Annotated in this window: 19 protein-coding genes, 7 tRNA genes and 1 pseudogene; 16 read left to right on the forward strand and 11 right to left on the reverse strand. The window is 71.3% G+C overall.

The window, feature by feature from the left end; genetic code table 11:
• Nucleotides 1-55 precede the first annotated feature (55 nt).
• Nucleotides 56-874, forward strand: a complete 819-nt coding sequence (locus QFZ67_RS32395) for an RNA methyltransferase (protein WP_307664590.1) — start codon at nucleotides 56-58, stop codon at nucleotides 872-874.
• Nucleotides 875-884: 10 nt separating this feature from the next.
• On the opposite strand, the gene QFZ67_RS32400 is transcribed toward QFZ67_RS32395, so the two are convergent.
• Nucleotides 885-2081, reverse strand: coding sequence for a serine/threonine-protein kinase (locus QFZ67_RS32400; protein ID WP_307664591.1), 1197 nt, complete (start codon nucleotides 2079-2081; stop codon nucleotides 885-887).
• A gap of 232 nt (nucleotides 2082-2313) precedes the next feature.
• Here QFZ67_RS32400 and QFZ67_RS32405 point away from each other — a divergent pair, with 232 nt between their 5' ends.
• From QFZ67_RS32405 to QFZ67_RS32430, 6 genes and pseudogenes are all read left to right on the forward strand, one after another.
• Nucleotides 2314-2571, forward strand: a complete 258-nt coding sequence (locus QFZ67_RS32405; RefSeq protein ID WP_215095562.1) for a hypothetical protein — start codon at nucleotides 2314-2316, stop codon at nucleotides 2569-2571.
• A gap of 188 nt (nucleotides 2572-2759) precedes the next feature.
• Nucleotides 2760-2966, forward strand: a complete 207-nt coding sequence (locus tag QFZ67_RS32410; RefSeq protein ID WP_307664592.1) for a hypothetical protein — start codon at nucleotides 2760-2762, stop codon at nucleotides 2964-2966.
• 538 nt (nucleotides 2967-3504) lie between these two features.
• A complete protein-coding gene (locus tag QFZ67_RS32415) occupies nucleotides 3505-4470 on the forward strand; it encodes a phosphotransferase family protein (protein WP_307664593.1) in 966 nt (321 codons plus the stop codon).
• A gap of 68 nt (nucleotides 4471-4538) precedes the next feature.
• Nucleotides 4539-4829 carry a zf-TFIIB domain-containing protein gene (locus QFZ67_RS32420; protein ID WP_307664594.1) on the forward strand — a complete coding sequence of 97 codons (291 nt, stop codon included), beginning with the start codon at nucleotides 4539-4541 and terminating at the stop codon, nucleotides 4827-4829.
• A 134-nt stretch (nucleotides 4830-4963) separates the two neighbouring features.
• Nucleotides 4964-5595, forward strand: a pseudogene (locus QFZ67_RS32425) (MFS transporter); the annotation flags it as partial.
• Complete coding sequence (locus QFZ67_RS32430; protein ID WP_307664595.1) at nucleotides 5567-5692, forward strand: hypothetical protein; 126 nt, start codon at nucleotides 5567-5569, stop codon at nucleotides 5690-5692. The pseudogene QFZ67_RS32425 and the gene QFZ67_RS32430, both read left to right, overlap by 29 nt.
• 60 nt (nucleotides 5693-5752) lie before the next feature.
• Here the strand turns inward: QFZ67_RS32430 and QFZ67_RS32435 are convergent.
• The 5 genes from QFZ67_RS32435 to QFZ67_RS32455 all read right to left on the reverse strand — a co-directional run bounded on the left by QFZ67_RS32435 (nucleotide 5753) and on the right by QFZ67_RS32455 (nucleotide 6205).
• Nucleotides 5753-5827, reverse strand: a tRNA-Val gene (locus QFZ67_RS32435).
• Between the two features lie 33 nt (nucleotides 5828-5860).
• Nucleotides 5861-5932: transfer RNA gene (locus QFZ67_RS32440), tRNA-Val, on the reverse strand.
• A 20-nt stretch (nucleotides 5933-5952) separates the two neighbouring features.
• A tRNA-Val gene (locus QFZ67_RS32445) sits at nucleotides 5953-6024 on the reverse strand.
• A 1-nt stretch (nucleotide 6025) separates the two neighbouring features.
• A tRNA-Cys gene (locus QFZ67_RS32450) sits at nucleotides 6026-6099 on the reverse strand.
• A 33-nt stretch (nucleotides 6100-6132) separates the two neighbouring features.
• Nucleotides 6133-6205 (reverse strand) — tRNA-Gly (locus tag QFZ67_RS32455).
• Nucleotides 6206-6350: 145 nt separating this feature from the next.
• On the opposite strand from QFZ67_RS32455, the gene QFZ67_RS32460 reads away from it, so the two are divergent.
• Genes QFZ67_RS32460 through QFZ67_RS32470 form a run of 3 tightly spaced genes read left to right on the forward strand, consistent with a single transcriptional unit; the run spans nucleotide 6351 to nucleotide 9120 of the window.
• A complete protein-coding gene (locus QFZ67_RS32460; protein ID WP_307664596.1) occupies nucleotides 6351-7406 on the forward strand; it encodes a chorismate-binding protein in 1056 nt (351 codons plus the stop codon).
• Entirely contained in the window at nucleotides 7407-8237 is an 831-nt protein-coding gene (locus QFZ67_RS32465; RefSeq protein WP_307664597.1) for an aminotransferase class IV, read from the forward strand.
• Between the two features lie 43 nt (nucleotides 8238-8280).
• Entirely contained in the window at nucleotides 8281-9120 is an 840-nt protein-coding gene (locus tag QFZ67_RS32470) for a GNAT family N-acetyltransferase (protein ID WP_307664598.1), read from the forward strand.
• On the opposite strand, the gene QFZ67_RS32475 is transcribed toward QFZ67_RS32470, so the two are convergent.
• The gene (locus tag QFZ67_RS32475; protein WP_307664599.1) at nucleotides 9117-9641 is read right to left on the reverse strand and encodes a DsbA family protein; all 525 of its coding nucleotides are present in this window, start codon (nucleotides 9639-9641) and stop codon (nucleotides 9117-9119) included. The genes QFZ67_RS32470 and QFZ67_RS32475 overlap by 4 nt on opposite strands.
• A 167-nt stretch (nucleotides 9642-9808) precedes the next feature.
• Here QFZ67_RS32475 and QFZ67_RS32480 point away from each other — a divergent pair, with 167 nt between their 5' ends.
• Nucleotides 9809-10252: a hypothetical protein gene (locus QFZ67_RS32480; RefSeq protein ID WP_307664600.1), complete on the forward strand. Its 444-nt coding sequence runs from the start codon at nucleotides 9809-9811 to the stop codon at nucleotides 10250-10252.
• A gap of 106 nt (nucleotides 10253-10358) precedes the next feature.
• Nucleotides 10359-10511: a hypothetical protein gene (locus QFZ67_RS32485; RefSeq protein ID WP_215095580.1), complete on the forward strand. Its 153-nt coding sequence runs from the start codon at nucleotides 10359-10361 to the stop codon at nucleotides 10509-10511.
• A 3-nt stretch (nucleotides 10512-10514) separates the two neighbouring features.
• On the opposite strand, the gene QFZ67_RS32490 is transcribed toward QFZ67_RS32485, so the two are convergent.
• Nucleotides 10515-11075: a CGNR zinc finger domain-containing protein gene (locus QFZ67_RS32490; protein ID WP_307664601.1), complete on the reverse strand. Its 561-nt coding sequence runs from the start codon at nucleotides 11073-11075 to the stop codon at nucleotides 10515-10517.
• Between the two features lie 189 nt (nucleotides 11076-11264).
• Nucleotides 11265-11678 (reverse strand): SsgA family sporulation/cell division regulator, encoded by a 414-nt coding sequence (locus QFZ67_RS32495; protein WP_003959770.1) that lies wholly within the window; start codon nucleotides 11676-11678, stop codon nucleotides 11265-11267.
• Between the two features lie 190 nt (nucleotides 11679-11868).
• Between QFZ67_RS32495 and QFZ67_RS32500 the strand changes: the two genes are divergently transcribed.
• Nucleotides 11869-12348, forward strand: a complete 480-nt coding sequence (locus QFZ67_RS32500) for a TIGR02611 family protein (protein ID WP_307664602.1) — start codon at nucleotides 11869-11871, stop codon at nucleotides 12346-12348.
• A 54-nt stretch (nucleotides 12349-12402) separates the two neighbouring features.
• Nucleotides 12403-12474, forward strand: a tRNA-Val gene (locus tag QFZ67_RS32505).
• Between the two features lie 57 nt (nucleotides 12475-12531).
• Here QFZ67_RS32505 and QFZ67_RS32510 read toward each other — a convergent pair.
• Nucleotides 12532-15258, reverse strand: a complete 2727-nt coding sequence (locus tag QFZ67_RS32510; RefSeq protein ID WP_307664603.1) for an SCO7613 C-terminal domain-containing membrane protein — start codon at nucleotides 15256-15258, stop codon at nucleotides 12532-12534.
• Between the two features lie 91 nt (nucleotides 15259-15349).
• On the opposite strand from QFZ67_RS32510, the gene QFZ67_RS32515 reads away from it, so the two are divergent.
• The gene (locus QFZ67_RS32515; RefSeq protein ID WP_307664604.1) at nucleotides 15350-15796 is read left to right on the forward strand and encodes an SRPBCC family protein; all 447 of its coding nucleotides are present in this window, start codon (nucleotides 15350-15352) and stop codon (nucleotides 15794-15796) included.
• A 39-nt stretch (nucleotides 15797-15835) separates the two neighbouring features.
• A tRNA-Val gene (locus tag QFZ67_RS32520) sits at nucleotides 15836-15907 on the forward strand.
• A 67-nt stretch (nucleotides 15908-15974) separates the two neighbouring features.
• Here QFZ67_RS32520 and QFZ67_RS32525 read toward each other — a convergent pair.
• The gene (locus QFZ67_RS32525) at nucleotides 15975-18284 is read right to left on the reverse strand and encodes a glycosyl hydrolase family 18 protein (protein WP_307664605.1); all 2310 of its coding nucleotides are present in this window, start codon (nucleotides 18282-18284) and stop codon (nucleotides 15975-15977) included.
• Nucleotides 18285-18369 lie beyond the last annotated feature (85 nt).

Consider the following 18369-nt stretch of genomic DNA (forward strand, 5'->3'; position numbering starts at 1 on the left):
AACAGACCTGCGCCCAGCCGTTGGCACCGCACCCCGGAGAAGGCAGTATCGCCCTGTGGCTGATCTCATCACTGTCGAGGACCCCGACGACCCGCGCCTGCGCGACTACACGGGCCTGACCGACGTCGAGCTGCGGCGCAAGCGCGAGCCCGCGGAAGGCCTGTTCATCGCCGAGGGCGAAAAGGTCATCCGACGGGCCAAGGACGCCGGTTACGCGATGCGGTCGATGCTGCTCTCCGCCAAGTGGGTCGACGTCATGCGCGACGTCATCGACGAGCTCCCGGCCCCCGTGTACGCGGTGAGCCCCGAGCTCGCCGAACGCGTCACCGGCTACCACGTGCACCGCGGCGCGCTCGCCTCCATGCAGCGCAAACCCCTCCCGACGGCTGACGATCTCCTCCAGTCGGCCCGTCGCGTGGTCGTCATGGAGGCGGTCAACGACCACACCAACATCGGCGCGATCTTCCGCAGCGCCGCCGCCCTCGGCATGGACGCGGTGCTGCTCTCGCCGGACTGCGCGGACCCGCTCTACCGCCGGTCCGTAAAGGTCTCCATGGGCGCGGTCTTCTCCGTCCCGTACGCCCGCCTCGAATCGTGGCCGAGGGGCCTGGAATCCGTACGGGAAGCGGGCTTCAAGCTGCTCGCCCTCACCCCCGACGAGAAGGCGGCCGCGATCGACGAGGCGGCCCCGCACCGGCTCGACCGGGTCGCGCTGATGCTCGGCGCGGAGGGCGACGGGCTCTCCACCCAGGCGCTCGTCGCCGCCGACGAGTGGGTGCGCATCCCGATGGCGCACGGAGTGGACTCGCTCAATGTGGGCGCCGCGGCGGCGGTCGCCTTCTACGCGGTGGCGACCGGCCGCCCGCAGTCCTGAGCCCGGCCGACTACAGCTGCTGGGCCGCCGCGATCCCCAGGGCTACGATCAGCGTCACCACGAAGAAGACGATGATGCGCTGCCGCAGCAGCCGCGGGTTGGCGGGCCGTCGGCCGGTCGAAGTCGTGCGGACGCCGGGCCTGGTGCCCTGACGGCCGTTCGTACGCGAGGTGTTGCGGGAGGTGTTGCGGGAGGTGTTGCGCGGCGCCTGGGGGCGGGTGCCACCGGTGCGCGACGGCTGCGGGCGCGGCGCGGACGTGCCCGCCGTACGCCGCTCCGTGCGTTCCGTCCGCGCCGCGCGTTCCGTCCGCTCCGTATAGCGCGAGGTCGGACGGTCCTGCTCGATGCGCTCACGCTGGGCCGGCGGCCGGGCCTCAGACAGCCCCTGGGCCTCCCGTGCCGCGATCTCCTTGAGCCGCATTGACAGTTGCAGCGTGCTCGGGCGCTCCTCGGGGTCCTTCGCCAGACAGGCCCGGACGAGCGGAGCGAGCGCGTCCGGGACTCCGTACAGCTGCGGCTCCTCGTGCACCACCCGGTACAGCATGACCTCCGAACTGCCGTGTCCGAAGGGCGAGTCGGCAGTCGCAGCGTACGCGAGCGTCGCGCCCAGCGCGAAGACGTCCGTGGCCGGGGTGACCGCAGCGCCGCGCACCTGCTCCGGCGCGAGGAAACCGGGCGAGCCCACCGCAGTGCCGACATGTGTCAGCGTGCTCGCGCCCGTCGCCCAGGCGATGCCGAAGTCGATGATCCGGGGGCCCTTGGGGGAGAGCAGGATGTTCGACGGCTTCAGATCCCGGTGCACGACACCGGCCTCGTGCACCGCGACCAGGCCCTCGGCGAGCGCAGCGCCGATCGCGGCCACCTCGGCGGCCAGCAGGGTGCCGTCCTCGGCGACCTTGTCGTGCAGGGAGGGACCGGGGACGTACTGGGTGGCGAACCACGGGCGGTCCGCCTCGAGATCGGCGGCCACCAGCCGTGCCGTACAGCCGCCGCGGATCCGCCGAGCGGCGGACACCTCGCGCGCGAACCGCGACCTGAACTCCTGGTCCTCCGCCAGATCCGGCCGGATCACCTTCAGCGCGACGCGCTGCCCGCGGCGGTCGGAGCCCAGGTAGACGACGCCCATGCCACCCGCACCGAGCCGCCGGTGAAGCCTGAACGAGCCGACGACACGCGGATCCTCGCGCCGGAGCCGCATCATCGCCATGTCCGTCCCCTACCTACGGTGGGGAGACCCCACCCCCGCTGCCACGGTCGTCCGTTTGACGTGGCACAGCTTACGTACCCCTGCCCCGGTGTGCTCATAGGCCGCGCCCTCACGGCCCGATCGATTGTCAGTGCCGGGTGGGAAACTTGAAGAGTGGTCAGGGGATGGCAGATCCGTCGCCCCGGGCCCGTGCGAGATCTCAAAGGTCCGTCGCAGAAGGGGGATTGGATCAGTGAAGGGTGACCGCGTGGAGATAGTCGTGGACGCTGGAGACACGACTCGTACGTACGAAGTGGTGGCAAGCCGGGCGGGTCGCAGGGTCGAGACGGCGGTGCGCAGGGGGGTGGTGGAAGTGAGCGAAGTCACCCGCAGCGGCGGGGTGGTGCGGACGGCCCGCTTCATGGCCACCCGGGTGCTGGCGCTGGTCGAGCAGCCGGTACCGCGTGAGGACTCCTCGGAGCGTCCCCTCCGGGAAGACCCCAAGGCCTAGGCCGACGTCTCCACCCAGGGGAGTACGTCGCTGGGTGGTGGCTCATCCTCCGGGAGGCCCGGCAATCGGTACGCGGGCATGACGACCGGGCCTTGTCGCTTCCCTAATCTTGAAGTCAAGCGGCGGGTGCAGCACTCGTCCCCCGAGGTCAGACACCCGCCGCTGCCCATACGAACAGGAGAGGGACCATGGCGGACACGGTATCGCGGACCATCATCCGCACGCAGGGACGCAAGGCATTCGCCGCGTTCGGCGGCCGTCCGTCAGGCAGGCGCCACCCGTTGGTGGCGACGGCCATGGTCCTTCCTCTGGCGGCACTGCTTGTGGTCGCCTTCGGCGGCTGGGAAGCGGTGGTCACACAAGCGTCGTCCGTGGGCGTGATGCTGGGGCGCTGAGCGGCGCTCCGGGCCCGGAAGAGCGGTCCGGGACGGGGACATCCGGCCAACAACCCCGTGGGGACGGGGGTGCGGCGGACGGCAGCGTTTGGCCGGTCAGCTGGGGAGCTGACCGGCCATCGCGCTGCCCAGCGCCGCGAAGCCGACGCCTTCGGGGTCGGGGCATCAGCCCCCACGTAATCCCTCCACGCCCTCGGGAGGGGCGGTGCTCTGCGCCGCGAAGCGGGCGCCTTGGGGGTGAAAGGGCGTCAGCCCCCGCGTATCCCTTCACGCCCTGGGGGCGGTGCCCTGCGCCGCGAGGCCGGCGCCTTGGGGGGGTGCCAGCCCCCGCGTAGCCCCTCACGCTCTGGGGGCGGTCCCCTGCGCCGCGAAGCGGGCGCCTTGGGGGTGTGGGGGCGTCAGCCCCCACGTAACCTTCCCCCCCACCGGGGGGTCTGGGGGCGTCAGCCCACAGTTTCGGGAAGGGGCGGGTAGGGGAAACAGCCCCCCGCCCCACCGCGTACGCTCCCAGCCGGACCGCACCACCCCGGGGGACACCATGACCGCATCCGTCGTACGCGCGCTCGCCGACGCCGCCCGCGACGCCGCGCATCTGCCAGGTCCGCGCCCCGCCTGCCGGGCCTGTGGGCGGGACGAGGCCGTGCTCGCGGACCGGGACGACGGCGCCGTCGTACGGCACGGGGGCGCCGTCGCCAAGGCGCACGCACCCGGCACCGACCCGGACGGACACCGCGCCCGCATCGCCGTCGCCGCGCACCCGCGCCTCGCCGGGATCCTGCTTCCACCCCTCCCGCTCCGGGCACGGGATGTGCGCGGCCGGCCCGTCACGGCCTGGCCGTACGGCGTGCCCGTGGACCCCACGGCCCCCGACGCCGCCCCCTGGGAGGACGCCGGGGTTCTGCTCGCCCGGCTCCACCGCGTCGACCTCGCCGAACTCCCCGGCCCCCTCCCGCCCATGCGCGGCCCCGCCAAGGCCGCCAGGGCCCTCGCGCGGATGCGCGCGACGGCGGGGGACCACCCCGCGGCCGCCACCGTCCAGCGGGCCTGGGAGCGGCTCCCCGCCTGGGCACGCGACGAGGCCCCATCGCCCCGCAACAGCACCCTCTGCCACGGAGACCTCCACCTGGGCCAGCTCGTCCGCCACCCCGCCCCCGCCGGCCCCTGGCTGCTGATCGACGTCGACGATCTCGGCCTCGGCGACCCCGCCTGGGACCTGGCCCGCCCCGCCGCCTGGTACGCCGCCGGTCTGCTGCCCCCGGAGATCTGGCAGCGGTTCCTCGGGGCGTACACAGCCGCAGCCGGCCCGGCGGTCCACGCAGACGCCGACCCCTGGCCCCAACTCGACGTCCCCGCCCGCGCACTGACCATCCAGACCGCCGCTCTCGCCCTGGCGAAATCCGCCGCGGAACACCGCGATCCGGACGACGTCGAGGAGGCCGTGATCGACGCCTGTGCCCGAATCGCGGCCCTCCCAGCCGAGTTGGAGTTCGAGCCCGGGTCGTAGTCTGAACTCCTCGTCACCGGGCATGCATCCCGGCGACGTCGACCGAACGGCGAGGAGCTGAGCAGACCATGCAGTGTCCCAAGTGCCATGCAGCGATGCACACCTACAACCGCAACGGCGTCCAGATCGAGCAGTGCAGCGGCTGCCGGGGGATATTCCTCGACTACGGCGAGCTGGAGTCTCTGACCCGCCTCGAGTCGCAGTGGACCCAGGCCCCGCCCCCGCCGCCCGCCCCGCAGGCCTATCCGGCCGCCCCCGCGCCCGCCTGGGGCGCCCCGCAGCACGGCGGACACCACGGCGGACACCACGGCGGGCACCACCGCCAGAAGGGCTTCGGCCGGATGCTCTTCTCCTCCTGAACCACCCTTGCACGGCCACCTGAACCACCGCCTGTACCACCCCTGAAACCGCGCTGCGGGCCCGGGCACTCCACCCGGGCCCGCATTGCATACCGTCGACGAGATTTCGTCCGCGATCTAGTCATGGACATGGGGTGGTCCTCTGCATGAACGTCACGGCGGGCATCGGCATTCTGGAGAAGGCCGCCCCGATGATCACGGACTTCTTCGCCGACACCTCCGCCGCGGTGACCGCCTCCGCCGCAGCCGGGTTCGTCGCCCTGCTATAGCTCGCGAACATGACCGGCCGCATCCTGTGGTCCTCCACCTCGGACCTGATCGGACGCAAGAACATCTACCGCGTCTACCTCGGCGTCGGCGCGCTGATGTACCTGCGATCGCCCAGCTCGGCAATGACTCCAAACCGCTGTTCGTCGTCTGCGCGCTGGTGATCCTGTCCTTCTACGGCGGCGGATTCGCGACCATCCCGGCCTATCTGAAGGACCTCTTCGGCACGCACCAGGTCGGGGCCATCCACGGCCGGCTGCTCACCGCCTGGTCCACCGCCGGCGTCCTCGGACCGCTGATCGTCAACTGGGTCGCGGACACCCAGGAGTCGGCCGGCCGCACCGGCCCCAGCCTCTACGCCGCCTCGCTGTACATCATGATCGGACTGCTGGCAGTGGGCTTCGTCGCCAACGAGCTCGTACGCCCCGTCCACCCCCGCTTCCACGAGCCACAGCAGGAGGAGACGCTCCATGAGCAGCCCCAGCACCAGGAGTCGTAGGGCGCTCGGCGCCGCGGTCTGGCTCTGGGTCGCCGTGCCGTTCGGCTACGGCCTGTACGAGCTGATCCATAAAGCCGGCCAGCTCTTCACGGGGTGAGGGGGCGGGCCCCCGGCAACGACAGAACCCCCGGCCGTCGATGCGGCCGGGGGTTCTGGCTGGTGCGCGATACTGGGATTGAACCAGTGACCTCTTCCGTGTCAGGGAAGCGCTCTCCCGCTGAGCTAATCGCGCGGGACGATCTTGCGTGTCTTGCGTTGTGCTGCGTGCGCGATACTGGGATTGAACCAGTGACCTCTTCCGTGTCAGGGAAGCGCTCTCCCGCTGAGCTAATCGCGCGCGAATCCTCGCGGATCCAGTGGACGATACTGGGATTGAACCAGTGACCTCTTCCGTGTCAGGGAAGCGCTCTCCCGCTGAGCTAATCGTCCTTGGAGGTGGAGACGGGATTTGAACCCGTGTAGACGGCTTTGCAGGCCGTTGCCTCGCCTCTCGGCCACTCCACCCTGAGTGCAGGGGTTCGGGAAGCTCCCCCTTCGAGCGGACGACGAGATTCGAACTCGCGACCCTCACCTTGGCAAGGTGATGCTCTACCAACTGAGCCACGTCCGCTTGTCGGTTCCGGCCCGCTTCCGCGGCCCGGCGACGTGTTGAACTCTAGCGGATTCCTGGGCCAGCACAAAAACGCGTTTCCGCAGCGTGCTGAGGTGTGTTCACGCCGCAGCGGCACATCGGCGCCCGCCATAGACTCACAGACGTGCATGACCTCGCTCCTTTGGCCCGCTTCGGCAGCCTCCTCGCAACAGACCTCCGGGATGTCACCAGCGACCCCGAAGCACTCGACTCCGCAGGCTTCTGGGCCGTCGCCGCAGACTTCGAGGGCGGTCTGACCTGCGCCCGCTTCGGCGATGTGCGTACGGAGCCGGTCCCTGAGCCCGTGCCGGGGCGGTGGCGGGGCCCGGCGGCGGGCGACTGGACGTCCTCGCTGGACCGCGCCGCCTACTCCGCCGGCGTCCGGCGCATCCGCGAGCACATCGCGGAGGGCGAGGTCTACCAGGCGAACCTCTGCCGAATTCTCTCCGCGCCGCTACCCGACCCGGACGCCGCCGACGTCGACGCGCTGACCGCCCTGCTGGCGCGCGGCAACCCCGCTCCGTATGCCGGAACCATGCGGCTGCCCGCGCACGGCGTGGAGATCGCCACCGCGTCGCCCGAGCTGTATCTGCGCCGGAACGGGCAGACCGTCGAGTCCGGGCCGATCAAGGGCACCGGACGCACCGTCGATGATCTGCTGGAGAAGGATTACGCGGAGAACGTGATGATCGTGGACCTGGTCCGCAACGACCTGGGGCGGGTCAGTGCCACGGGCACGGTGACCGTCCCTGCGCTTTGCGCCGTCGAGTCGCATCCTGGTCTTGTGCACCTCGTCTCCACCGTGCGCGCGGAGCTGGGGCCCAAGGCGGGCTGGCAGGAACTCCTGACAGCCACCTTCCCGCCGGGCTCGGTGACCGGCGCGCCCAAGTCCAGTGCTCTGAAGATCATCGAGGCGCTGGAGACGGCGCCCCGCGGACCGTACTGCGGAGGCATCGGCTGGGTCGACGCCGACCGCGGCACCGGCGAGCTCGCCGTCGGCATACGCACCTTCTGGATCGACCGCTCCCCGGTCGGCGGGCCGGTACTCCGCTTCGGCACCGGCGCCGGGATCACCTGGGGCTCCGACCCCGAGCGCGAGTGGGAGGAGACCGAGCTGAAGGCTTCCCGGCTGCTCACGGTAGCGTCGGGAGCGTACGAGGCGAGCGGAAGGACCAGCTAGATGAAGCTCTGGGTCAATGGCGCACTCACGGAGGCCGACGACGCCCGGGTGTCCGTGTTCGACCACGGTCTGACCGTGGGCGACGGCATCTTCGAGACGGTCAAGGCCGTCCACGGGCAGCCCTTTGCCCTCACTCAGCACCTCGACCGGCTGACCCGCTCGGCCCGCGGCCTCGGCTTGCCGGACCCGGACCACGACGAGGTGGGGCACGCCTGCGCGGCTGTGCTGGAAGCCAACCCCATGGCTCTTGGCCGGCTGCGCATCACGTACACCGGCGGTACCTCGCCCCTCGGCTCCGACCGCGGCACCGAGGGTCCGACCCTCGTCGTCGCGCTGGGCGAGACCGAGCGGCGCCCCGACACCACGGCCGTGATCACCGTTCCCTGGACGCGCAATGAGCGTGGCGCACTGGCCGGGCTGAAGACGACGTCGTACGGGGAGAACGTCGTCGCACTCGCCAGGGCGAGTGAGCAGGGGGCGTCCGAGGCGCTCTTCGCCAACACCGTCGGACAGCTCTGCGAGGGCACCGGCTCCAACGTCTTCGTCGTCCTCGACGGTGAGTTGTACACCCCGCCCCTCTCCTCCGGCTGCCTGGCGGGCATCACTCGCGCGCTGACCGTGGAATGGGCGGGGGCCAGGGAGACCGACATGCCGTTCGACGTGCTGGACCGGGCCGATGAGGTCTTCCTGACGTCCACCCTCCGCGACGTACAGGCGGTTGGGCGGATCGACGGGCGGGAACTCGCGCACGCGCCGGGACCGGTGACCGCCAAGGCGATGCGGATCTTCGAGGAGCGCGCGGCCGCCGACAGCGATCCGAAGGCTCCGTAAAACTTCGTGACGGGTGGCCTCGGAGGCGGGTAGAACACCCCTGATGACCACCACCCTGCGGCCGACCGGGCCGATTCGGCACGAGGCCGACGGCGCGAAGTCACGCGCGTACGAGGTCTGCGTGAACGGCCGTCCTGTCGGCAGGATCGAGATCGCCACTTTCCCGGCGCTCAGCGCCAAGGCCGGTGCCATACGCTCGCTGCGGATCGACGAGGCTGACCGGCGGCGCGGACGCGGGACCGTCGCCGCCCTCGCCGCCGAAGAGGTGCTGCGCGGCTGGGGGTGCACCCAGGTACTGACATCCGTACCGCCCGCCGCCACCGCCGCGCGGCGGCTGGCGAGCGCACTCGGCTACATCGAACGCAGCCGCAGCATGCGCAAGGCGCTTCCCGCGGAGCCGCCCGCTCTGCCCGCGCATGTCGAAGGCCGTCCGATGAGCGAGGGGGAGTTCGCGCAGTGGCGGGCTCAGGCCGTCGAGAGCTACGCACAGAGCTGGATCGACCGCGGCGTTCCGGCCGAGGAGGCGCGCGCCAAGTCGGAGGCCGACCACCTCGAGAGCCTGCCCGACGGCCTTGCCACCCCAGGGGCCTCGCTGCGCTTCCTGGTCCATGACGGCGTGATCGTGGGCCACCTCTTCGTCGGGCGGCGCGAGGCGTGCTCCGGCGAGCAGGCGTCGTTCGTGTACGACGTCCAAGTCGTCGACGGACATCGGGGACAGGGCCACGGGCGTTCCCTGATGCTGCTCGCCGAGCGGGTCTCGCTCGACGCCGGGATGCGCCTGCTCGCACTGCACGTCTTCTCCGGCAACACACCGGCGATCAGCCTCTACGAGTCGCTCGGCTACGAAACGACCGCCGTCAACCTCTTCAAGCCTCTGCTCTAGGAGTCGGACCCGGAGCCGGCGAGCAGCCGGTCGGTGATCTCCTCGATGCGCGCCCGCAGCCCCTCCTGGCTCTTGCCGCCGTCCAGGCGCTCGCCGTCGATGACGTACGTCGGAGTGCCGGTGACGCCGATCGCCTTGCCCTCGGCGTGGTCGGCGTCGACGATCAGGATGTGCCGCCCGTCGATCAGGGCGGTGTCGAACTCCTCGGCGTCCAGGCCCAGTTCACGCGCGACCTCCAGCAGGACCGGCTCGCCCTTCGCTGCCAGCTCCTCGGTACGCGCGAGTACGGCCTCCACATACGGCCAGCCCTTGCCCTGTTCGGCAGCCTCTTCGGCGGCCTGGGCGGCGGTGAAGGCGTGCTTGTGCTTGTCGAGGGGGAAGTGGCGCAGCCGCAGCTCCAGCCGGTCGCCGTAGCGCTCGCGCAGGGCCCGCAGATCATCCAGGGCGCTGCGGCAGTCGGGGCACTGGAGCTCGCACCAGACATCGAGTACGACGGGGCGGGCAGTGGTGGAGTCGCTCATGGGACCAGTCTCCCAGCCCTGCGGCGTGTCCCCCGACCGGGACCTGGGGAGGAGGCTGTCCCGGAGATCTCCCTGAGGTCGTACGGGACCGTGGCCCCCACACCGCCGGACGGTGCACGATGGATAGGGACGTACCCGCCCATGCCCGCCGAAGCCTGGAGGACCGGATGATTGCCGAGACCATTTTCTCCGCGGTGTCCGCGGCGGGCCTGGGCATCGCCGCGATCACGGCCTACCGCAAGCGTTTCCTGGCCGCGACCCGGATAGCCGCCTACTCCCTGGTCCCGATCGGCCTGGTGCTGACCGGCGCCGTCGAATGGGCCGTCGACACGGCCTTCAGCCCGTCCGCGTGGATCGGCTTCGGCCTGCTGGGTGGCGCGTGGCTGCTCTTCATGACGACCCGGCCCGTCGAACGGCGCGGCGTCGGCACCCGCAAGGAGCGCAAGGCCGCGAAGTCGGCGCAGCGCGAGGCGCTCGCGCCCGAGGCGTCCGCGCCCTCACTGGGGCAGGCGGGCCGTCCGGCCGCGCAGCCCGTGGCGAAGCGGAAGGCCGCCGGTTCCGGCGACGACTTCAGCGACATCGAGGCGATCCTGAAGAAGCACGGCATCTAGCACGGCATCTAGCACGGCATCCAGCACGGGATCTGAATGAACTCCCGCAGTCGCGGGGCGTGTTGGTCGATCATGAGGGGCCTGGCTGCGACATCATCACCCCGAGATGCTCGATACCTCCCGGGGCCAGGCCCCCGCACCGACCGAAGAGCCCCGTGGCTGCCTCTTCGCGCTCTCCCAACCACCCCTGATGATCTTCCTCGCGGTGATCGGCTTCTTGCTGCTCATGGCCGCGGTACACGATCTGTTTCTGCTGTGAGCCTCAGCCGGCCGCTTCCTTGCGGCGCGCGCGGTACGCGGCGACATGCAGGCGATTGCCGCAGGTGCGGCTGTCGCAGTAGCGGCGGGAGCGGTTGCGCGACAGATCGACGAACGCGCGCCCGCAGTCCGGCGCCTCGCACCGCCGCAGCCGCTCCTGCTCGCCCGCGACAACGATGAAGGCCAGCGCCATCCCGCAGTCCGCGGCGAGATGGTCGGCAACCGACGCGCCCGGCGCGAAGTAGTGCACATGCCAGTCGTAGCCGTCGTGGTCGGTGAGCTGAGGGGTGGTCCCCGCGGCCGCCACCAGCTCATTGACCAGCTCGGCCGCGGTGCGGCCGTCGCGCGCCGCGAAGATCTCCGCGAACTGGGTCCGTACGCCGTGCACCGCCTTGAGGTCCCGCTGGTTCAGTTCGCCCACGCCGCTGACGTCGTGGCTGCGCACGAAGCCGTACAGCGCGGCGACGTCCGCGAGCCCGTCGCCCTGCTGCTCGCTCTCCGGTGCGGTGTTCACCAGATCGACGACGGTGTTGAGGGCGATCCGGGTGTCATGGGGAATCAGCACGATTCGCTCCCTGGCCTGCTGCGGGCCGGTGCCCGCCGAATTGCGCTGACTCTAGCGGTTCGCGCCGAGCGCACCGGCGCCGTCGCCGCGATGGAATCCGCGGTGACGGCGCCGGTGTGTTCCGTATGTGGTTGTCCGCGCGGCGCCGTCTCCCCGAGTAGGACGGCGCCGTGCAGCTCGCTGCCTGGCTCAGCTTTCGGCCAGGATGTGCGAAAGCTCCGTGTCGAGATCGAAGTGACGATGCTCGGTGCCCGGTGGCACCGCGGCGTCGGTCCGCTTCAGGAACGACTCCAGGGCCCGCGCCGGGGCCTCGAGCAGGGCTTCGCCCTCCGGGGAGCTCAGCGCGATGCAGACAACGCCCTGGCCGTGGCTGCGGGACGGCCAGACTCGGACGTCGCCCGTGCCGGTGGGCCGGTGCAGACCCTCAGCGAGAAGGTCGCGGGCGAAGACCCACTCGACCGTCTCTTCGGCTCCGGTGTGGAAGGTGGCGTGCACGGCATAGGGATCGGCCGTGTCATACCGCAGGCCCGCGGGTACAGGCAGTGAAGACTCGCTCGATACAACGAGGCGCAGGTGCAGCTCGCAGCTGACCGTGGTGTTCATAAGCGCCAGGGCCTTTCGCTCAGTGTGCGCTCGGGGGTTCGCACGTCGGCGAAATCGACATGCCACCTACGGTGCCGTTGTAAACCCCTCTGACCGTTTTGTGATCCTTCATGTCGCTCGTACGGCGGTGCCTCACTTTGTGTTATACGGCCATTCCAGTGATCGGGTTCAATCCGGTAGGTTTGAGTCCATGAATGCGGAGAGTGACGAGCGGGGGGAGGCCGTCGCGGCGACGGACCCGAAGCCCGCGACGGGGGACGGGACGGGCGACGTGGTGGACGTGGTGGCCGCGGAAGAGCCGGAGCTCGGCTCGAAGGCGCCCCACTTCATCAAGCGGTCCAAGCCGCTGCACCTGAGCTGGCAGGTCGGCGTTTTCATCGTCGGCCTCGCGGTGGTCGCCGGCGGCATCGTGATGCTGCCGCTGCCGGGTCCCGGCTGGCTGGTGATCTTCGGCGGCATCGCGATCTGGGCGACCGAGTTCGTCTGGGCGCAATTGGTGCTGCGCTGGACCAAGCGCAAGGTGACCGAGGCGGCACAGCGAGCGCTCGATCCCAAGGTGCGACAACGGAACATCATCCTCACCACAATCGGTCTCGTGATCATCGTGGTGCTGGTCGGAATCTACGTCTGGAAGTTCGGGATCGTGATGCCCTGGAAGATCAAGGAGTGACCGGAAAATGGTCAGGGGGACCCGCTGACATCGGGTAATGTTTGCGGTGCGCCCGGGCGATTAGCTCAGTGGGAGAGCGCTTCGTTCACACCGAAGAGGTCACTGGTTCGAACCCAGTATCGCCCACCCGGACCGAAGGCCCGGAGACTTGACGTCTCCGGGCCTTCGGCGTTTTCGCGGCCCTCAGCGCATGCGGCCGAGGGTGTCGCGCAGCTTGCGGGCGTCGCGCAGCCGCTGCTCGTAGGTCGCGCCGACGCCGAGCAGCAGCAGTCCGGCGAGCGCCGGCGGCAGCCAGCGGGGGAGCGCGCCGACGACCTGGACGACGTACGGCGCGAGCTCGTGCAGCGCGTCGAGGGCGAGCACCGCGCCGCCGAGCACCAGCAGCGCCTGGAGGCGCAGCCGGGCGCCGGTGAGCGTGACGGCCAGGGCCGCGGCGCCGAGCAGCAGCGGGCGCAGCCAGTGCCCGTCGCCCCAGGCCGCGAAGAGGCTCGGCAGCAGCGTCGCGGCGAGACCGGGGCCGTACGCCGTCCAGGACGACGCCTCCGGGTCGCGGCGGCGGCGCAGCACACCGACGGCGAGCGCGGGGACGGTCACCGGGAGGGTGTACGCCTCGGGGCTCGCGACGTCCGAGGCGTACAGCCGTACCCAGGTGGCCAGCACGAACAGCACCGCCGCGAGATACCCGGCCGCGCGGCGGCGCTCGGCCCGCACCGCCGTCCCCGCGGCGATCACGCCGCAGAGCGCCAGCACCAGAGCGAGCCACGGGCGGTCCCCGGCGGCTAGGCCGACCGCGAGCAGGCCCGCGGCGGCACCGGTGAGCTCCATCGGGAGTGCGACAGGGTGCCGGCCGAGCCGGGCGGCGAGGAGAGCCACGGCGGCGGGGATGGTGAGGAGCACCAACGCGGCCTGGTGGGGCGGGAGTTCGGCGGTCCCGGCGACAGCACCGACGAGGGCGGTCGCGAAGCCGGTGGCGGCGCAGGCGAGGACGGCCTGCACTGCGCGCCCGGCGCGTGTCGCGACCGCGGCGGCGGTGAGGACGGAGGCCAGGGTGCCAAGCACCGCGAACGTGGCCGGGCGGGTGGCCAGGGACAGCAGCGCGACGCTGACGCCGCCTCCGAGGGCGCAGCCGAGGCCGACGACGGGGCCGGCCGGGGCGTGCCGGGCGATCCACGCGGGCCGCACGGTGAGGGCCGACGCCGCGACGGTCAGGAGCACGTGGAGCGCCACGGTCGCGGCGTACCCGAGATCCAGCGCGGGCGGCACAACGAGCAGGGCGGCCCATACGAGCCCGAGGGCCACGGGAACGGCGAGGCTTCGCAGCCCGGGGCCGGGGGCCACCAGGCCGGGAGTCGCCCCCCAGGCGGGCTGTGCGGCTGGGTCCGGGGCGGGCGCGCCGACCGGGCCGGTTGGCGTGGGCGAGGGTCCGGCGGGCGGGCCGGGGTGGCCCTCCGGCGCGGGCGCGCCCGAGGGGCGCGGGGCGTCGCTTGCCGGGCCGTTGGGCGTGGGTCGTGTTCCGGCGACGTGGCCGGGGTGGCCCTCCGGGGGTCCGGCGGCGGTGCCGGAGGGGGCTCCGGCCGTGCCGGGGGTTGCGGCAGGCGGGGCAGCCCCCGCGGCCGCTCCGAGACCCCCGGCGGGCGGGCCCTCCATGGCGGGTGACCAGCGGGAGGCCGTCGTCAGGGTCGCTGCCACGATCAGCAGGACCAGCGGTGTCGCCGTCAGGCCCGATTCCGGGAGATCCAGGCCCAGCGCCCCGCGGGCGTCCGTCGGCGTGCCCGACCAGATGGTGTCCAGGACCGTCAGCGGGCCCGCCAGGGTGAGGGCGACCAGGGGCAGTGCCGAGAGCGCCGCCGCGGCGTGGACCGCGGCCGACGCGCTCGCCAGGCCCGGGCGCAGCCGCCGCGGTACTCCCATCCGTACAAGGCCCAGCAGAGCCACCGCGCACAGCAGATACCCCAGGACCGACCACCCCTCCGGCACCCCTGCCCGAGCCACGCCGCCGACCGCCGCGATCGCGGCGAGGCCCGCCACAACGGACGCGGCGGTAGCAGCCGCAGGCGACCGCAAGGCCGCGAACAGCGCCACACCCGCCGCCACGAGCAGCAGCACGGCCGGGGCGACCGCGGCCGACGGGCCGGCCGCCGTCACCGACTGCCAGGCGCCGATCAGCAGCGCCCAGCCGCCCGTCGCCGCGGCAGCGGTGGTGGCGATTCCCCGGACACCCGCCCGCTTCGCCGACAGCGCGACCACGACATCGAGCGCGGCGGTCGCCAGCAGGGCCCACTCCATCGGCGGCGCGCCCGCAAAAGCGGTCAGCGCCCAGAGCGGAAGCGGGAGTTGAGCGGTCAGCACGGCCACCGGCAGGGGAGTGCGCAGCCGGTCCAGCGAGAGACCGTACGCGGACCAGAGCGCGGCGAGCGCTGCCGAGGCGAAGGCCGCGTATCCCAGCCCGCCGGTGTCCGGAAGCGCCACCCGGTGCAGGGCGTACGCGTCGAGCACCATCAGGACCAGGCCGAGACCGGCCACCGCTTCCGCCGTCGAGGCGAGCCCCCGGCGCAGCAGCGCGATCGGCGCGGCGAGTGCCGCGACCGTCACCGCGCCGAGCACCGCGGAGCGCCCGCCGATACCCAGGTGTCCCCAGCTGACCAGCGTGAATGCGATCGCCGCGATGGTCAGCAGAATCCCGCCGAGGGTGAGCAGCAGATTCTGCACGCTTGGCGGGGACGTCTCGGGCGGCGGCGGCGCGCCGAAGGGCCGCGCCGCCGATACCGGCGGGGCGGCGGGCTGCGACTGCCGTATCGCGGTGAGCAGCCAGGCTCTGCGGGCCAGCAACTGGGCGCGGCGAGCGTCCAGTTGGACCAGCTCGCGGTCGAGGATCGCCAGTTCCTCGGCGGGTGGCGGAACGTTCTCCATGGTCGGAGTGTGGCCCGCGCCACACCGCATGGCATGGGTGCGGATACTCAGGTCGCGGGTGAGTACGCCCCCGCAGGCGCAGACTTGGAGTATGGACTGGTGTCGCTACCGCTTCCGCAGCGTCTGGGATCTGACCGCAGGACCCGCGGCCGTGTACGAGGTGCTGGAACGGGCCGAGGAGTACCCCCGCTGGTGGCCACAGGTCCGCGAGGTCACCGCGCTCGACGAGATCACCGGCACCGCGCGCTTCCGCTCCTTCCTTCCGTACGAACTGCTCGTCACCGCCCGCGCTCAGCGGCTCGACCCGGCGGCGGGGGTGCTCGAAGTAGGGATGGCCGGGGACCTGAAGGGCTGGGCGCGGTGGACGCTCACGGCGCGCGGCAGCGGCACCCGGGCGCTGTACGAACAGGAGGTGGAGGTGTGCAAGCCGCTGATGAGGCGGCTGGCGCTGCCCTGCCGGCCGGTCTTTCGCGCCAATCACGCGGCGATGATGCGCGGCGGGCGGCGCGGTCTTGCGGCGTACCTCGGGGGAGTTTGAAGGAAGCCCGCGGGGGCCTGTATGGTTCAGTCCGTTCCCGGGCGATTAGCTCAGTGGGAGAGCGCTTCGTTCACACCGAAGAGGTCACTGGTTCGAAACCAGTATCGCCCACCGGGAGAGGCCGGTCCGTCATCGACGGACCGGCCTCGACGCTTTTCGGGCGCCGGTGTTGGCGGTGTTACTGGAGCCCGCTGTGCAGGGCACTGAGCAGGGCTCCGCCCGGAGTGTCACCGGACATCTCCCAGATCATCCCGCCCAGCAGCCCCTTCGACTTGATGTACGCCGCCTTCTGGCCGATGGACCAGGTGTCGTCGAAGGACCACCACTGGCCTCCCGCGCCCTGATAGCCGTAGGTGGCCACCGACTGGGTGTCGTGGACGACCGTGAGATTCGGGACGCTGGTGACGAGGTTCTGGTACCCGCGCGTACCGGCCTCCTCCGCGAACTGGCCGGGGGCCGCGCCGTTGGCGCTCTGCCATTCGCCGTTGACGCCGCCGGCGGCGACCTCCTTCCAGCCGCGGCCGTAGAAGGGGAAGCCGATGGTCAGCTTCCGCGGACTCACTCCGGCGGTGGTGTACGCCTTCACCGCGCCGTCGATGCTGAAGTCGTTGGCGTACGGAGACTGGGCGTCGGGGTAGAGGTTGGCCTGGTGGCCGTTGCGGTTCGGCTCCCAGGAGTTGTCGCTGCCCGCGCCGTGGAAGTCATAGCCCTGGACATTGGCGATGTCCAGATCGCCGAAGATCTTCGACAGGTCCCAGCCCGCGTCGATCTTCTCCGGATCGGCCGGGGTGAATGCGGTCAGCAGCTTGTGCTCGCCGCCCAGGGCGTCGAGCTGCTTGCGGAACTCCGCGATCAGGGCGGTGTTGTTGGCCTTGTCCGCGGTGCTCCAGTGGTTGCCGGGATGGCCGTCGGGTGAGCCGGGCCACTCCCAGTCCAGGTCGATGCCGTCGAAGATCCCTGCGGCGACGCCCGCTCCGCCGGCGCCGTTGTACGTGGGTAGGTCTCCGTTGATGTACAGGTCGATGCAGGACTTCACGAACTTCTTCCGCGAGGCGTCGGTGGCGGCGACGTCTGAGAAGTACTTCGAGTAGGTCCAGCCGCCCAGCGAGATGACGACCTTGAGGTGCGGGTGCTTGGCCTTGAGCTTCTTCAGCTGGTTGAAGTTGCCGCGCAGTTTGCCCCAGCCGTCGTCGGCCACCCCGTCCACCGACTGCGACGCGGCGAAGGCACGGCCGTAGTCCGCCTCGGCGTCACCGGCCCCGTCGCCCTCATTGGGGTCCTGCGGATTGCCCGAGACACCCTTGGTGACACCGCTCAGGCAGGTGAGGTTGACCGGATCGACGTTGCCGAAGGCGTAGTTGACGACATCGAGCTTGGCCGCGGCTCCGGAGGTGTCGAGGTTCTTGACGAAGTACTGGCGGCCGTAGATGCCCCACTGGACGAAGTATCCGACGGTCGCGTGCCCGCCGTCGCCGACCGGGTCGGCGGTGGTGACGGTCAGGGTGTTGCTCGCCGGGGATGCGTTGTCGGCCGCGTCCCGGGCCCTGACGGTGAAGTCGTATCGGGTGGCGGGCGCCAGGCCGGTGATCGTCGCGCTGAGGGAGGTTGCCGGGACGCCCGCGACCAGGGCCGTGCCCCGGTAGACGTCGTACGCGGCGATTCGGTTGTTGTCGGTGGAGGCGTTCCACGACAGGGCGACGGTGCTGGAAGTCACCGCTGTGCTGCGCAGGTTGGCGGGGGCGGTGGGCGGGACGGTGTCGCTCGCCGGGTCGACGGTGGTCGCGGTGACCGAGGCGCCGACCGGTCCGAGATTGCCTCGGGTGTCCTTGGCACGGACGGTGAAGCTGTAGGCCGTGGCCGGGGTCAGGTCCCGGACGGTGGCCGATGAGGTGGCGGTGGCGGCGACCACGGTGGTGCCTCTCAGCACCTCGTAGGAGGCGACGGGGAAGTCGCCGGGGGTCGCGGCGTTCCACTTCAGACTCACAGTGCGGGCCGTGGTGTCGGTGACGGCCAGGCCGCCCGGTGCGGACGGCGGTCTGGCGGGGCTTCCGTCGCACTTGTCGCCGTTGACGAGGCAGCCGGACGGTGCGGTGATCGGTCCGGCGGCGACGAACCAGTAGCTGTACGGCTCGGTGGTGCCGTTCGCCGGGACGGTGGTGTTGTAGTAGGCGGGCGTCACGGTCACGTGCGAGCCGCTGACCGTCGCCGTCCCGTTGTAGTGCTGGCTGATCGTCACCCCGGGCGGCAGATCGAATTCGAGGGTCCAGCCGGTGACCGGGGTCCCGGCGCTGTTCTTGACGATGTAGGTGCCCTTCCACCAGGAGCCGTTGTCGGCACCGGTGAACGAGGCGGTGAGCGGGCCCGCGGCCTGTGCAGGGGTGGCCGCCAGCCCGGTGAGCCCGGCAAGTGCGAGCACGAGTGCGGTGAGTACGGCGAGGAGGCGGCGGCGGGGCGGCGGCAGGGATCTTGATCCGATTGCAGTGGACACGGCTCTCCTAGGTGTGGGGTGGGGCCCAGGTGCGGGGTGGGGAGGGACGTCCCGTGTCTCTGCTTCTCAAGAAACTTAAGTGTCA

The organism is Streptomyces sp. V1I1 (genome assembly GCF_030817355.1).
Classification (GTDB): domain Bacteria; phylum Actinomycetota; class Actinomycetes; order Streptomycetales; family Streptomycetaceae; genus Streptomyces.